Annotated in this window: 7 protein-coding genes; all 7 read left to right on the top strand. The window is 52.5% G+C overall.

The window, feature by feature from the left end; all coding sequences use genetic code 11:
• Nucleotides 1-287 precede the first annotated feature (287 nt).
• The 7 genes from HRU79_04595 to HRU79_04565 all read left to right on the top strand — a co-directional run bounded on the left by HRU79_04595 (nt 288) and on the right by HRU79_04565 (nt 17,560).
• On the top strand, nt 288-6,047 hold the full coding sequence (locus HRU79_04595) for a T9SS type A sorting domain-containing protein (protein ID QOJ25964.1): 5,760 nt from the start codon (nt 288-290) through the stop codon (nt 6,045-6,047).
• 101 nt (nt 6,048-6,148) lie between these two features.
• A complete protein-coding gene (lnt, locus tag HRU79_04590) occupies nt 6,149-7,804 on the top strand; it encodes an apolipoprotein N-acyltransferase (protein QOJ25963.1) in 1,656 nt (551 codons plus the stop codon).
• Complete coding sequence (locus tag HRU79_04585) at nt 7,801-9,132, top strand: insulinase family protein (protein QOJ25962.1); 1,332 nt, start codon at nt 7,801-7,803, stop codon at nt 9,130-9,132. Before lnt ends, HRU79_04585 begins: the two co-directional genes overlap by 4 nt.
• Before the next feature lie 4 nt (nt 9,133-9,136).
• Nucleotides 9,137-11,317 (top strand): insulinase family protein, encoded by a 2,181-nt coding sequence (locus tag HRU79_04580; protein ID QOJ25961.1) that lies wholly within the window; start codon nt 9,137-9,139, stop codon nt 11,315-11,317.
• Between the two features lie 9 nt (nt 11,318-11,326).
• Entirely contained in the window at nt 11,327-12,052 is a 726-nt protein-coding gene (locus tag HRU79_04575) for a hypothetical protein (protein ID QOJ25960.1), read from the top strand.
• Nucleotides 12,053-12,325: 273 nt separating this feature from the next.
• Nucleotides 12,326-14,380 (top strand): hypothetical protein, encoded by a 2,055-nt coding sequence (locus HRU79_04570; GenBank protein QOJ25959.1) that lies wholly within the window; start codon nt 12,326-12,328, stop codon nt 14,378-14,380.
• Nucleotides 14,381-14,425: 45 nt separating this feature from the next.
• The gene (locus tag HRU79_04565; protein QOJ25958.1) at nt 14,426-17,560 is read left to right on the top strand and encodes a TonB-dependent receptor; all 3,135 of its coding nucleotides are present in this window, start codon (nt 14,426-14,428) and stop codon (nt 17,558-17,560) included.
• Nucleotides 17,561-17,563 lie beyond the last annotated feature (3 nt).

The raw sequence follows: 17,563 nt of genomic DNA, 5'->3' as shown, positions 1-17,563 counted from the left end.
GCCAATTTGTCATAAATAGCCTGACTTAGTTGCAATAATCATGTAACCTTTGGTAAGTTGAATTGACTTAATGACACTGGCAGTGAGTTTAACAACCAAAACTGTCAGAAAATGTGTTGTTCAGTCGGCTTGCTTTGTAGGAATACATAATTTGGCAGATGTATATGTCTGAGATGTCAGAGTCGGACATATTCATCGTCGTGTTGTCGAATACACAGCAACAAAATCAATTGCAACTAAGAAAACGTAAACAACAAATAATCAACCGTTTAACAGGAGCTCTATTTATGAAGGCACGCTTGTTACTCACAAACATATTTCTGTGGTCAGTGCTACTGCTGATAGCAAGCTGGCAGGGGGCTGGGGCGCAGAACTACGTAACCATACCGGGTACTCCCGGTGGGCAGCAGCGCACGAACTATTTCTATGAGTACAATTATCCAAATTTGACGCAGTACATCTTTGGATACTATGCATACTATGATTATTACAATCGTGGGTATGACGAGTTCATCATTCTTGCTGCAGACATGAAAAGGGCAGGACTGTGTGCCGGACCGCTTGCCGGTCTCGGGATGCAGTTTGTAAGTATGCCCAAGGAATACCAAGGCTCGATGCGGATTTTTGCCAAGTCTATTGGTTCAACCTATTTGCACCAATATAAATCCGTGCCTGGTGGGTATCCGTATTACTACACACACTGTATTCAAAAGGTGGGCGGCGTTATTAAGCCGCAGACCGGTGCAGTAGAAGTCATGAATACCAGCAGTTGGAGTCTTCCGGTAATTGGCGAAGGTGACTCGACCTGGATTGATTATCCGTTCAATGGGAGTGAGTTCGTCTGGGACGGAACCAGCAACATTTGCATTGGTATGCTTAACTGCCGTCCTACCAACATAACCCTGAACGGTCAGTATGCCACATACATGATCACCGAGGTTAACCCACCCGCTCCCGGTAACTATGTGGGATACCCGCCGTGGTTCCAGGCATTCACATATTACTTTTACAGCCAGACAGATTGTAACTATCTCATGTACAATACCTTCCCGTATATGTACTGGTATCAGTACAACCCGAACTACCAGTACGGCTATCGCTATTTCCGACCGCTGGTGCGTCTTGCCATTAAATCGGGCGTGACCCAGTCGTACCCTGATGACATCGACCCACGCCGTATTCTGCGTGCGGGTGATGTGTACAAGGGTCAGGACGCAAATCATCCGAAGCCGTCGCTCACGTTTTATGAGCAACCCAATCAGCAATTCACCATTACGTATAAAATAGTTGGACCACTTCCCAGCACGAACACGGTGTACACCGCAACATGGGGTGGTGCGCCATCATATACATTTACCGGCTCGAGTTCCGGTGAGAAGCAGATCACGATGACCGGTGCTACCGGTTTGTATGCCAATGCCGATGGTTCTTTAAACCTCACCTATGCCACCGGTGGCAGCTACCGCGTGGAAGCCACGGTGAACTCGGGATCCTGCGGCCTGCAGTCATGGTATAAATCGTTCATCGTAGCGTTCCAGAATGACGTTGCGATGTCGCAGATCCGCTCGCCACAGCCAGTACCAAAGAAGAACCCGCTGAATGTGACCACACCGCTGTCGTGTCAGATTCAGAACGTTGGTCTTGATGACGTGACCGAGGTGGACCTGACGGTTGTTATCCGTACCTATCCCGGTGGGCAGAAGGTCTATGAAGGCAGCACCACCTGGGAAGGAGTTCTTGAAACCGGAGCACGCGCCAGTGTGGACTTCACGGGCGCCCCGTTTGTGCCGACGGCTGTGGGACGCTATAGCGCCGAGTACTGTGCCACTCTTAAAAATGCGTACGATCTCCAGACCGGCAACGACTGTCTGCCACTTGCCGGCCAGACCCACATCTTTGAAGTCAACTACAACCAGGAGGGTGCTGCCGACGCCATTACGATACCGGCCTCCGGCAAGGAATACTACGCCAACCGTCCGTTCCAGCCAGCCGGCCAGATCCGCAACAACGGTATTCTTGACGGCTCGAACTGGCCGGTGCTGATGGAGATTTTCCGTCTGCCGGGCATGCAGAAAGTGTACAGCGAGCAGATTGTCCTGCAGTCGGTGGACGCTACGGCACCGCAGAACTTTGCCACGGCAGTATTTCCGCTGTTCACGCCTGACCAGGGTGGCAGCTACCGTGCCTGTATGACGCTGAAGACCAACGACCCCGAGCCTGCAAATGACCAGGTGTGCTATGACTTTACGGTTCAGGGCAACATGGAGGGCAAGTACACCATTGGTATGCTGAACGGTGGCAAATCAAACAACTATGCAACCATCGACCAGGCTGTCAGTGACCTGTACCGCCGTGGCGTGTCGGGTCCTGTTACCTTTGAGCTTACCGACGAATCGTACACACTTAACAGTAATGTGAACACCGGTGGTGTAGCTCTTGACCTGACGGGCTACATCTCGGGCATGAGCGGCACCAACACGGTCACGTTCCGTCCATCGCTGGAGCGGAGCCTGACGCGCGGCTCAATAGAGATCACGCTGAACTCCACCAACGGCATCGGCGTTCTGTTTGGCCAGAACCTTTCGCCCACCAACCAGCAGGCGTTGGGGCGTGAGTTCCCAACGGTGCGCGCCTACTCGAACTCGGCGGGCAACTTCATCTTTGACGGCGGCTCGCAGAAGTCCATCCGCATAACCTTAAATGCCACGACACCGTTCCGTGCCCCGTTCTATCTGGGCGACGGCTCGCAGTCCATCAAGCTCCGCAACATGATCATCGGCAATGCTGCAGGCACCTCGCCGAGCTATGCCAACTCGCTGCCGCGGGTGTTGTTTACCAACGGACAGTTCACCTTTGAAGCCGACCAGCGTTCTGTAGGCGGCGTTAGCTACACCTACTCGGGTGGTATCGTTGACCGTAACAAGGTACCGGTGGGCATCACGGGCAACAACTCTGAGCGTCTGGACACCACAGCCGGCAGCGGCAACGAATACAGCGGCAACGAGATCAGCGGCTTTGGCTACGGTATCGTCTCCTTAGGTATCGGCACGCTGCTCAAGGGCGGTGTCAACGAGTTTCGTCCGTACTACAGCACGGGCACCCAAATCAACCACAACGTGATCTATGATGTTGGCCGTGCCGGTATTGCCGCGGGCTATCAGGACAAGCTGCAGGTTAAGGGCAACCGCATCTACGGTGTGGGCAGCAGCTCTGAGGTTGCTGGCAAGGATGGCGCTGCGGTGCAGGGAGCCCCAGCCGCCGACGATGCCATGGGTATCCTCCTTGGCGGTGTTAACCAGTACAACGTGCAGAACGCCGTGGTCTCGGGCAACGAGATCAGCGGCATCCGTGGCACCTACATGAGCCGCGGCATCGTCATCGAGCAGGTGCGCAACGCCTACCAGTCGGTGTCGGCCTCCGGCGGGATGTACTACGCACCGTCGTCGGCCGAGCGTACGCTGGTGACGGGCAACACGGTCTGGGGTCTGTCACGGGGCAGCACCATGGGCAACCTTGGCGGCATCCACCTTCTGACGGGTCGCAACGGTGCCTCGCTGGAGACGCCGGCTTCTGCCGACTACTTCACGCGTGGAGACACGGTGGCCAACAACACGGTGGTGATGACCGATGACAAGGTGCAGAGCACCAGCAGCATGATTGCCGGCATTGCCATTCAGCACGGTAACGGTACCGTCGTGGTCAACAACGCCATCGCCATGCTGGGCTCCTCCACTGCCAGCAAGAGTGTCCATGCGGGTTTACTCTACCAGGGCACGATGTTCCGCAACCAGAAGGTTAACACATGGTATCTGGGCAGCGGCGCCCCTGCGGCCCTGGTGTCGAACTACAACGCCTACTATACGCCGCAGAGCTCGGTAGCCTACATGATGGAGATCAGCGCCGGCAGCGAAGTTGTCTGGGAAGGCACGCCGGACGAGTTTCTGACCATGGACCAGTGGCGTAACTGGACGGGTCAGGACATCAGCAGCGTTACGGGCAACTTTGTCAGTGAATTTGAATATCAGGGAGTCGCCCCGGCACAGAAACTGCGCGTGAAGATCACGCCGCAGCCGCCAATCGGCTCTGTTCTTAACGACCGCGGCATCCGCCTGTCATCGGTGAAGACCGACATTGACGGACAGACGCGCGGCGCCGCCGGCCTGGGCTACGACATAGGTGCCGATGAGTTTGACGGCCGGAGCTACGTCAGCGACCTTGAGAGCATCGACATTCTGAGTCCGAAGTCGTACAAGGCCAGCAGCGGCATCACCAGCGATGCCGAGTACATCATGACGGCCGCCCCTGTTGACGTCTCGGCACGCATCCGCAACAACGGCGGACTGCCGCGTACGGGTGCCGACATCCGTGTGCGCATCTGGCTGGAGAGCCCTGTGAGCAACAACAACAACCTGTCGGTGCCGCAGTGGAATGCCAATCCTGTTGTGGACCGTACCTACAAGCTGGATCTTAACAGCGGTGCCAGTGCCGACATTACCTTTGGCATCCAGGGCTTTACGCCGCAGACCTACCAGCAGTTGCCGACCTATGCTGTTCCGGGCCGTTTCAGTGCCATGAGCCTGAACGTAACGCCGCGCTACCGCGTAGAAGTTACCACGCCGAATGACCAGAACAATGCCAACAACAGCGTCAGCAAGGTGCTGCGCTTCTTCATCAAGCGTGCCCTTACCAGCATCATCGTCTCTGGCCGCAACGTTGGCACGGTGCTGGGCGTGGGGTCATCGTCCAACGAAGTTGCCGCCCGCCTCAACAGCGACAGTCTGCTGAAGGGCTTAAACGACCTTGGCTTCTACAACAACCCTGCGGGCATGATGTTCAGCTACGACGTCATGGACCGCTCGGCCTGGGAGCCGCGCGCCGTGGACTACACGATTTACCGCACGCTATTCTGGTCGCACGACCAGAACGGCTTCAGCATCAGCGAGCGTAACGACCTGCGCAACTTTGTAGCAGCCGGCACCTCGCGTGACAAGAAGAACCTGGCCGTAGGCAGTCAGGAGCCCACGCGGAAGCACATCGGCAACAGCATTGCCGCAGACGAGAACTTCGTGCACACGGTGCTGCGCGCCGCCCATCAGGCGCCGGGCACACCGCTGACGCCGAACTATGACGGCAAGAAGATCGTTGGTCGTGGCATCGCCCGCAACACCGAGGAGACCATCAGCAAGACGAGCTATGCCGGCGACGCCTCGCCGCAGCCGGCGCTTGTGAAGCTCTACTCTGACGGCACCACACCGGGCATAGCCCTGGCCTCGTACAGCTACAAAAAAGGTGACCGCAGCACCACCGACTCGATTGCCGGCAGTGCCACCGCCTCGCTGACCTCCAACAGAGTGTTCCTGGGCGTGGACTGGCGTCACTACGGTCGCACGGGTGCCTTCACGGGTGTGGAGCGTGTGCTTCGCGGCGTGATTGACTTCTTTGAAACCAACGGCGGCACGGTAGTGCCTGTGGAACTGCTGAGCTTTGACGCCCGTGGCCGCGGCAGCGATGCCGACGTGTTCTGGTCCACGGCCAGTGAGCAGAATGCCGACCACTTTGCCGTCGAGCGCCGTCGTGCCGACGATGTTACCGCCGGTGACGCCGCCGCCTGGAGCACGGTTGCCACCGTTGCCGCCGCCGGCAGCAGCACCGAGCGTCGTGACTACAGCATTGTGGACCGTGACCTCAGCAGTGGCCTCTACCAGTACCGCCTTGTGAGCGCCGACCGTGACGGCTCGCAGTCGCGCAGCGGCATCGTGGAAGTGCTTATAGGCTCTGACGGCACGCTGCTGAGCATCGAGAGCGTGCAGCCCAACCCCGTGCGGACCACCGCCGTGGTCACGCTGCAGCTTGCCGACGCCGGCACCGCCGACATCGCCGTGGTTGACATGCAGGGCAAGACCGTTGCCAGGCTCTACAGCGGCACCCTGCCGCAGGGCGTCAGCACGGTGGACCTCCCGGCAGCACCGCTGGCCAGCGGCACCTACACCGTGGTAGCCACCGTTAACGGTCAGACTGTCACAACCACCATCAGCATCGTTAAGTAAAACCAACCACGGGGGCTAAGCATGACTTAGCCCCCTTCATAAAAAAGTTTCTGCAGACCGTCCCTGGCAAGCCCACGGACGGTCTGTTATTTTTGAATCAGATGAAAGAATTTACAGCGGCAATCGTAACCGGCATCCTTCTCGTAGTTTCTTATCAGTTTGTTGGGATTGCATCTTTTATTGCATACGTGCCGCTATTGCACTTGTTAGCGTACGGTGGCAGGCGGAGCATCGCTAAAACATGTACACTGCTATACGTAACCTTCTTTATTTACCATGCCGGAACAAACTGGTGGATAAGCTCATGGCAGGAGCAGACTGATCCGTACTTGTTTACGTCGGGCATAGTCCTCATGGTATTGCATCCGTTTTTTCTGATGCTTCCATTTGCAATTGTGCAGCTAATCACAACCAGGATCGGACCTTTATGGGCGCTTGTTTCGGCCCCTTTTGTGGTAACCGCCTTTGAATGGCTGCACGGACAATCAGATGCATCGTATCCATGGCTAACATCCGGCTACATGCTTACGAACACCTGGTGGGGTCAGCTAAGCGAGTTTGTAGGTGTGTACGGGATCACCTTTATCATCATCGCCATAAATGCAGCCATCGTTTATACGCTGGCTCAGCACCCCGGAACGCGCACGAAAAAGATAAACTTTGTTCTCATAGGAACCGGGATAGCCCTCCTGGCTATTGTTGGAATCATCCTACAGCAGCAGGCCCGGGCATTGGCCGGCACCAGCCCGGAGCATCCGCCTGAAGCACCCTTACACGTACTCATTGTACAGCCAAATGAGAACCCATGGGATAAGTGGACCGCCGCATCTGTACAAGTTGAAAAATTAAAGAACATTACGGATTCAGCAATCTCCGCCACGCCTGACCAACTGCGTCCAACCCTCGTGGTATGGCCTGAAACGGCTATCCCATACACCATACGTCGGCCGCTTTATTCTTCAGACTGGACATCGCTCAGCCGGTGGACTGACTCACTGGGTATTAGCTTGCTGACGGGCTACGCTGATTACGTGGAGTACCGCTCCGGAACTGCTCCACCCTCCGCACGACAGTACACCGACACTCCGATCCATTACGACATTTTCAATGCGGCAATGCTCGTGGGTGAGCGGCCCGGAGGTACCATTGAAGTACACCGGAAAACTCGGCTTACCCCCTTTGCCGAACGTCTCCCCTTTGCTGACCAGTTAACCTTTGCAATGCAGTGGATTGAGTGGGGCGTTGGAATTTCTGCATGGGGCAAAGGGACGTCGTGTGTCCCGCTCAAGATTAGGGAAGGGGCTAATGTAGGCGTGAACATTTGCATTGAGTCAATCTACCCCGAAGTATCCCGTGAATTTGTCCGCAACGGTGCCTCCATTTTAGCAGTAATTACCAACGATGCCTGGTACAATGGAACCTGGGGTCCGATGCAGCACTTTCGAATTGCCCAGCAGCGGGCAATCGAAACACGACGGAGCATCATTCGCTGCGCCAACAGCGGTGTTTCCGGGCTCATATCGCCGGCCGGAGAATCAGTACACCCTGTTTCAGGCGATGTACCTGCAGAGACAACATCCGCAGCAGTCTTCCAGGTAACACCGCAAAGCGCACTAACACTATACAGCCGTACAGGTAATATTCTTCCCTATACCTCTGTAGTGGTAACAATTCTGGTGCTTGTATTCACAAGAATTCGAACTGTTATTCGTAAAATGCAATCTATTTCAACTGCCCGAACTACAAAACCACTATGAAAAATCTTCTTTACGGTATGGTCACGGCCATACTCATTACCCAAACAACGCTCACCTCCATGGCGCAGATAAAACCACTGTCATTTGTAGAATACGACTTACCAAACGGACTCCACGTTATCCTTCATGAAGACCACAGAGCGCCGGTAGTGGCCACCGTGGTTCACTATAAAGTCGGATCACGCGACGAAGACCCTTCGCGAACCGGGTTTGCTCACTTTTTTGAGCATCTCATGTTCGAAAGTACCGATAAGATTGAGCGTGGGACGATCGACAAGCTCATTAACGGTGCCGGTGGACAGCTGAATGCATATACCAGTAATGATGAAACCGTATATCACTTCGTTGTTCCTTCCAATCAGTTTCGGCTGGCACTCTGGATCGAGGCGCAGCGTATGCGCAAACTTCATGTTAATGAAATTGGTGTCGAAACGCAGCGTGGTGTCGTAAAAGAAGAGCGTAGTAACAGGTACGATAACGCAGCCTATGGCGGATGGATTGAGAAAACCCAGGAAATTGTCGCCAAAGGAACTCCCTATGCATGGGCTCCCATCGGATCAGCCCAGCATATCGACAGTGCGAGTATCAGTGAATTTGTTGCTTTCTATAACAAATACTACCAGCCAAACAACGCAATTCTTGTGGTGTCAGGTGACTTTGATGAGAAGCTGGCTCGTGAAACGATCGACGCCTACTTTGGTGGCTATGCAGAGGCACCGGCTCCCCCCAGGCCTGATTTTAAGCAGCAGCCACAGGATCCCGAAACGTACCGTGAAACTATCAACGATGTAAAGGCCCGGCTACCCGGCGTTTTTATGGCGTGGTACGGAATCGGAAAAAAAGACCCTGATGCGTATGCTGCTGACCTTTTGGGCACAATTCTCTCCGACGGCGAGAGTTCCAGACTGTATAAAAATGTTGTTGATTCGCAGCAGCTTGCAGTGCAAGCTACCTTTTTTAACCGTGCTCTTGAGTATGGTGGAATGTCGATGGCAGTTGCGATTGCAGGGCCAGGCAAGAGTACTGAACAAGCCGAAGCTGCGGTGTTGCAAACCCTGCAGAAAATTGCCGATGAAGGAGTATCCGATGCAGAGCTCGAAAAAGCAAAGGTTATTGCTGAAGTGCGGGTGATCGGAGCTCAGTCCGACATGCACAGTATTGCACTGAATCTGGCTGACGGATACCGGTACTTTCATAACACCGGTATGATAAACGATGAGCTTGCCAATTACAAAAAGGTCACCAAAGCTGATATCCAGCGGGTGGCAAAGAGGATCTTTGGCCGCACGCCCCGTGTTGTTTTAACCTACGTGCCGGCGAAAGGGTAACAGAATGAAAAAGAGATCAGTCGCTATTGCAATTATTGCTGTTCTGGCACTCGTTGGCATGAACATGTATGCCCAGACCAAGTCCAAAAAACAAAAGAAACAAAAAACAACTGCAACCACACCAGCAACAGGAACCACTCCAATGATTTCGAATTCCGAGGCGATCGACAAACCTGATATTAACGTTCAGCCCGGCCCGCTGCCGCCCAAGGAATTCAACTTCCCGCCGTACGAAGAGTTTACTACCGAAAACGGTATTCATGTTTACGTTATCGAAGACCATGCCTTACCACGTGTTACAATGTCTCTCATCACCCGTGCCGGCGATGCGTACGATCCGGCAAACAAGGAGGGGGTTGCCTCGATGATGGCCGACATGCTGCTCAAGGGAACTCAGAAACACACAGCCTCGCAGCTTGCTGAAAAGTTGGATGGTTCAGGGGTTTCGATATCTGCGCGGACATCCGGTGAACAGTTTACGATTTCCGGCTCTGCACTGAAGCAAAGCACCGAACTCATGTTTTCAACCTTGGGTGAAATCTTAACTGGCGCCACATTTCCTGCCGATGAATTTGATAAGTTAAAAGAACAGACCATTGCAAGTATCGCTGCAAAGCAAGCCAGCCCCTCAGAACAAGCACAGGCACTCAGCAGAAAAGTTATTTATGGAATGGATAACCCGTTTGCCCGATATCAGACAAAGGCAACCACTGCTTCGATAACAGCCGATGATGTTAAGACATTTTATCATTCGTGGCTGAAACCCAATATCTCCAGTATTGCACTCGTAGGCGATATAACCATAGCCGAAGCAAAGAAGCTGCTTGCCACGCATCTAAACTCCTGGAAGACCGGTGAGGTCCCCAAGCAGAATGTTGGTGATATCAGTACTGCAAAGCCAGGCGTCTATTTTATCCCGCGAAAAGGAAGTGTGCAAAGTTCTATCGTGGTCTGTGCCGCAGCTCCCGGAGTTACTACCGATGACTGGACGGCAGTTGACCTGATGTCCGGTTACATTGGCTCCGGTTTTGGCAGCCTGTTGTTTAAAACTCTGCGTGAAACATACTCATACACCTACTCTCCCTTTGCAGCAACGACCAGGGTAAAGCGCTATAATCGGATTTTTATGGGTGCAGACGTACGTAGCTCGGTAACTGACTCGGCTATTAACGTTATTTATCATGAGCTGGCAAACCTTGCTAAAACCGGACCTGACGAGGAAGAACTGTCACGCAGGATTGCATACGAAGTAGGGATGTATCAGCTCTCACTTGAGAAGGTCTCGAATGTAGCTTCGTACCTGCAGTCCGCATGGGTGTACGACATGCCTGTCAGCTGGGTGGCAGAATGGACAACCAGGATGCAGGAGGTAGGGCCGGACAAGGTAACGCAAATGTGCCGGAAGTATCTTAGTCCGCTGGATCTGCGGCTGGTTGTTGTAGGCGACCCGTCGGTACGCCCGATGTTGGAGCAGTTCGGACCGATTTTCGAGTTTACTCAGGATATGCAGCCTGCTGCCGAACAAAAGCTCCAGGATGCAGGCATTACTGCCGACGAGTTGATAGCAGCCTACACTGCCGCTTTAGGAGCCGAAGGAGTATCCGGGTTAAAAACGGTGACTATGCAGGGGGCAGCCGAAATGAACTTCCAGGGCCAGGTACTAAAAGGAACCGTACTGCGGAAATTCATGATGCCCGATAAAGAGATGTCGCTTCTTGATCTAAATGTGATGAAACAGCAACAGTGGACAAATGGTGACAAGGCATGGGAATCCAACCCCGATGGGTCGGTATCAGAATTAGAGCCGGCCGAAGCATCTCGTATTAAGGAAAACGCCACGCCTTTCCCGCCACTCATCTGGAAATTAAAAGGATATACCATAGCCGTCAAGGGCAAAACCGATAATGCAATTATCGTTGAAACGGTTTCACCTTCAGGGAAAACTTCACGTCATACATTTGATGCTTCCACCAGGTTACTCATGCAATCGGAGAGGGACGAAACCACGCCTCAGGGTCCTGTGCCAATTATCGAGAAGTACAGCAACTATCAAAACGTACAAGGCGTAAACTTCCCGATGAAGTATACAATGGAAAGCTCGCTGTACACGATTACCTATGCCTACTCTGTATCAACAAACCAAGGTGTTACCGAGGCCGATTTCACACCAGCGGAGACAAAGTAGCACAGAACCATGGTACTGGTATCCAGTTTCCGCGCACTCGTCACAGGTTTACTGGCCCCGTGGAAGTCTCAGCCAATATCGGGACAGACAATTGTCTCGGTGTTCGCCATTTCGATTCTGCTGGTTACCACAGCCCAGTTGGTGCTTCAGGGATGGGAAGGGGCTTCGGCACAACTTGTAGCGCAGGCAAACCAGATGCGCTTCCCGGTTGATACTTCGCAGCTTTCCGGCAAGGACGCTCAGGGGTTAAACCTGAACATGCCGCAGCGGGTGTTTACGGCACAGTTGGGAATTACCCTGATGCAGTCAATACTGCAGGCCGTGATATTGGCTGGGCTTGTCTTCGTTGTTATTCGGTTTTTAACCAACACGGCACTCAGCTATGCACAAAGTATTTCCGCCGTAGCAAGCACGGCACTGATCGAAGTTGTTCGAGCACTGCTGTATGCTGGTGTTCATGTTGGTACGGGCACAATGAGATGGGGGGTACACGCAGGGATTTTTACCGATCCGGTGAGCAGTCCGCTGTTGTTTGCCTGGCTGGCAAAAATCGATTTCATCACGGCATGGCAGTACATTGCAGTATCCATGATTGCATGCCGAAGCGTGAGCCTGCATCATCGTTTTGGAATTGTTACCGGCATTGTTGTGTTTGTAATCTCAATAATACTGTTTGGCGGAATGGCCCTGGTTGGCTGGTTTTCGCAACTTTCCATTCAGGCTGCCACGCCCTGACGGTAACAAGAAACAGTTCTGTATGTCGAGCACTATAACCCGACCATACAGAACTGATTATGAGAAGCAAAATCTGTCGATAACAGTCGAGCTGCCCTAAAACACAGCCCCCTTGCTTGTCATGAAAATATTGTGTATGGAAACAGGTGTTTGCAGATGAATTTCTGGAAAAAAACGGCAGATCTTCAGAATTAATGTCCTGACAGGTATGCTGATATTTTTCCAAATGGTATATTGTACAACCTTTAAACTGACGTACATGGAGTATAGCTTATGAAGTCGTTGTTGACTCGTTTTAACATTGCAGCATTTTTATTCCTTGGTGGACTGTCGGCGGCCCTTGCTTACGACGCATCTGTTCGCAAAGTTGACATTCGCAAACCGGCAACTGTCGAAAATCCCAGCCAGCTCCCGACAATGCTACCACAGGCTACCAGTGAGAATAAGCCTGTCATTGTGTCAACCTCGCCGGTGCTTCTCCCGCCCCGTTCGGGTAAAAATCCGTACTCTGTTCAGAACGGACTGCCTGGTGTTAACGTGGGTTATACGTATTATGACTTTCAGACCAATGCCTGTATGGCAGAACGTTTGGGGTATTTGGAAGACGGTGGCGAGCGATACCTTCAGGTATTGTGGATGGCCGCAAAGGACAGCACCCGCGGTAACAGACAGCCAGGTTTTAATGACTCCCGTGGCAGTCACTACAATTTTGTCGATGTTACTGACCCGGAAAATCCCACCGCTACGTTGTCTGACTGGAGTAAGGTTGAATTGCCAAACGAACGTGCCGGCTGGCCAAGCCTGGTTCAGTTTGAAGATGGTGTGGTTGGAACCCCATCGCACAACGCAGTATTTAACGGTACAGTAACCAAGTTCTTCGTGAACAGCGGTCCTGGTGATGACCGGTTCTTCCAGCAGTCAGAAGTTAGCGTGCCTGCTGATGAAGCCCTCTGGCCAAGAGCAGCGGTAGATGGCGAAGGGAATGTTCACCTTATTTACAACCGTACCCTGCCCGATCAAAGCTCGCAGCTTGCCTACCGGAGGTCAACAAACCAGGGCGAAACATGGGAGCCGGAAATCATGTTTACCGGACCTTCAGGCATCCTGCCCGTAGGCCAAACCGGAACATTGCCGGGTGGCGCTGGCGGTGACACGTACGCCATTACTGCACGCGGTCCGCTGGTGGTCGTGGTATATCTCGACGGCCCGCTGCGCGTACTTACGCGCATCAGCACTGATTACGGTCGTACCTGGGACGGACAAAACAGTTTGGGCTTACTTTGGGATGCCCAGTATAACTGGATCGACTCTACTGAGTACAACAATGATGGCATTCCCTCAATTACAGTGTACTCGGATACCATCGTTTCACCGTCAAACCAGCTCGCTGTTATCATTGACTCCGAGGGAATACCTCACTATATCATGGGGCAAACCCTTACCTACATCATTCAGAAAGGACTGAAGGATAATTCAGTTAGTGGTGCTCGTCGGGGAACAATCTATTCGGTATCAGATGACGCCATGTATAAAGATTTAGGAATGTTTTCTCTACGTTATGGCGATTCGCTGATGTACTCAATGGCACCGGCCGGTGGTGGAGAGTGGGACGGTGTTGGCAAGATTGTATCGCGAAGAGCCTACACCGGTTCAAGCAGATACCCGCAGCTGGGAATTGATGATAACGACAACATTTACATGGCATACTGCTCCATGAAGTCGGGCGACCTTATGCCAATGCAGATTGACACGACCGGTGCTACTGCCGACCAACCTGATTCGTTGGTTGAAGTTGACGGATTGTTCAGCCACGTGTATGTAACTCACAAGCCCAAGGGTGTGAATATCTGGTCAAAACCGGTAGATATTACGCCCGACGGGAAAAACTGTTTGTTCTCCACCGTGTGCGATGTTGTTACAGACCAGATGTACATTGCTTACAGTGCCAATGATATGCCCGGCGACAGAGTGACCAGCCTGGAATTACCAACTATGCAAACAGATATCTACGTTTATCCATTCCCGATTTCCTCACTCAATACTGTGAACTCAGTATCTGAATTTAATACGTTGGACGTAGAATGTACGGTTGCTCCAAACCCTGCTTCAAACGCAGCACGGGTTCAGATTTCCGGGATCCATGCCGGCACGCTCCGTGCAACATTGATTTCTATTCAGGGAGAAGAAGTCTGGTCCGGAACCGTACAGTCGGCAGGCACAAGTCTTGAGTTCTCGGTTCCTGTTAACCACGTAGGTTCAGGGATCTATAAGCTTGTAATGGAACAAGACGGAAAATTCGCAAATCAGACGTTAAGTGTAATCAAGTAAATAATTTTCAGAAACTATTAAACCACAGAACACCGGAGTGTATCCATGGCCTGTAGGTACCTACTTATCAGTGCATTCATTATTCTGGGAAGCGTTGTTTCCAACGCCAGTATTTACGGAATCCTTACCGGCAAGGTAACGGATCAGGATGGTAAGCCCGTTGGCGGCGCGTCTGTCAGGGTTATTGGTACAACCCGTGGCGCCTTTGCCAACATGCAGGGGAAGTACACCATCCTCAACGTTACGGCCGGCGAGTACGATGTCCGTGCTACGGCTGTTGGCTATGACACCCTCACCCTACGTGTTTCGTTGCTTGCCGACGAGACTCGGACACTCAACTTCGCGCTCACCCAGGGCGGCGTCCTAAAGGAACGCGTTGAAATCCTGGCTGACAGAGAGATGGTGCGAACAACCGACATCGGAACGAGCCGCGCTATAAAAGGTAAGGATGTTGAGAAAATTGCTCGTGACAACATAGCTTCGGTTCTGTCGCTTGCCCCGGGGGTACAAGCTTCCGGCAACAACTTTATCATCCGTGGATCTCGTCCCGATGAGACGCAGGTTCTTGTGGATGGTCTGGTGGTCACCGACCAGTTTACAGGGGGCTTGGGCAACGTAGGGTCCACAATCTCGGCTGCAATGCCCAGTCCGTACGCTACCGAAGAAGTACAGGCCAACACCGGAGCATTCGGTGCCGAATACGGTAATGCCGTGGGTGGCACTGTAAACACAGTTGTTAAAACAGGTCGTACCGACATGTTCGAAGGCCTGTTGCGTTGGCGTATCGACGTTCCCTTCCTGTGGGGTAATGCCGGGAACGGAGTAGAAGCAGGAACACCCGGTGAAGACGTTGTGGATGCAACGCTTGGCGGGCCGCTCGGTCTGAATCGCTCTACATTCTTTATTTCGGTTCGCAACACCTATCATAACTATCGCAACTACGGTCTGCAGGTATTAGATCCATGGGGTAATAACCTTGGTCAGCAGCCCAACAACCGCACGTGGTCACGAAACATTACCGGACGTCTGAAATTTCAGCTTTCGAATGACATGACACTCCTCCTTGGCGGTCAGTATGGCCTGCTTGCCGGAGAACGTGCAAGCCAGAGCTGGCTGTATGCTACTGGTACTGATGTAAAGGTTGATGCCTCAGGTATTCCGATCCTGGATGGCAACGGCAACATCCAGTCTACCGGATTTGTTGAGAGAGACGCGAAGCAGATTGTTGTGCAGGACATCTCTATGAATGCCTTTGCACAGATCAATCAGGTTATTGGCAGCACAATGGCCTACGAAGTTCGCGCAGCCTATACAGCTAAGATTAGTGAAACCGGACGCAGGAAGGCCTTTGAACCACCATCGTTGTTTTCGGGCTGGGAACTGTGGTATCCCGAGGATAAATACAGCCAGGTTGACTCCCTGTTCCTGCCGGCAGGACCTGACAGGCAGCTCGACGTGTACCAGCTTGTCCGTTCACGTGGCGTAAGTGATGACGGGTACCTTGAAATGGAAATTTCCAGACGCAACCCTCTCACCGGGTTTGTAGAGGGTTCAGCTGATTACCAGAACACCAGGAACCCATATGGCCTGTTCAGTTACTTTGCAAACATGGGTAACGAAGGCGGTGTAGACTTCAGGCGCTCGTCGTTCTGGCAGATAGATGGCAACGTTACGTATAATCTTGAAACAGGTGATGCCAGACACGTGTTAAAGGCCGGTGCTGAAATGCGCTTCCAGACCCTGTCACGTCACAGTAACAGCAACCCATGGGATGGTAATCCTTGGTATGATGTGTATGGATCATACTATGGCGGAAACCTATACTCCGAATCGTCACCCGATATCAAGGCACTCACCGAAGAACCATTTACACCGGTTACGGGTGGCTTGTTTGTGCAGGACCAGATTATCTTTAAGAATCTCGTATTTACCCCCGGAGTCCGTTTTGATTACCTTGATCCGGATGCATTGTACAGGCCCGTTTCAGACCAGTTCATACCGATTGACTCTATCGGCATGATGAAGAAAGCCTCCGCCAAGTTTTATATCAGCCCGCGGCTTACCATTACCTATCCAGTCAGTGAGTCAGGCCGACAGAACTTCAGGCTGGCCTATGGTATTTACTACATGCAGACGCCATTCCAGAGTTTTTACGACTCGTACAATACCACAACACTGCGCACAGGGAGCTTGCTTGGGAATCCCAACAACGAAATGCAGCGCACAAATCAGTACGAAGTCTCGTATAACCATCAAATCACCGATAACTTTGCATTTTCTATAACCGGTTATTACAAAGATATTTACAATCAAACGGACATAGCCTACGTAGATATTCTTCCAACACCGTATTACCAAAGCGTTATGTCGGCATACGGCAGCAGCAAGGGGATCGAGATTACCTTCCAGCGCAGAACTGCAGACAACTGGGGTTTTAACCTGAACTATACCCTTGCCTCTGCTATCGGTACATCAAACAATGCCACAACGTTGGTTGCGCTTGACCCGTACACCCAGCTGCCGGCATTCCCGGTTGACCCATTTCCGCTGGGCTTTGACCGCCGGCACCGTGTTAATGGCGTATTCACTCTGGACTGGGGTCCTGACCAAGGTCCAACAATCGCCGGATATCCATTCCTGGAGTATCTAACAATCAATATTTCCGGATACTGGCAAACAGGTACACCATACACGCCCGTCAATGGTCAGGGGCAGGCAGTGGGCGCTATTAACTCATCCCGCTTCCCCTCGACCTGGAATTCGGAATTGCGTATTAACAGAACCATTCCGCTGGCAAATCTGATTGGCGGAAACACGGCAATCGATGTATTCCTGGACGTTACCAACCTGTTCAACTTTACGGATGCAGTTTCGTACTACACCCGCACCGGAAGTCCGGACTACGACGGGCTTGCACTGAACCGTGTACCGGGTGACTTCCCGTCAACAACCTACTATAAGGATGCTGATCCACGAGATAAGGCAACAACCCACCCCAGCCAGTATGACCGTGTTGGACGCAGGTTGTATAATGCCACAATTGACAGTAACCACGATAACACCGTAACGGCATCGGAAACCTATGCCGGGTATCAGCAATATGTTGCTGACGTGGTGGCAAGAAGGAATAACTACCAATATCCACGTCAGGTTTATTTCGGCGTAATGTTCCGTTTCTAAGGT

The sequence above is a fragment of the Ignavibacteria bacterium genome (assembly GCA_015709655.1).
GTDB lineage: Bacteria > Bacteroidota > Ignavibacteria > Kapaibacteriales > Kapaibacteriaceae > OLB6.
This window is presented reverse-complemented; position numbering and strand designations above follow the sequence as displayed.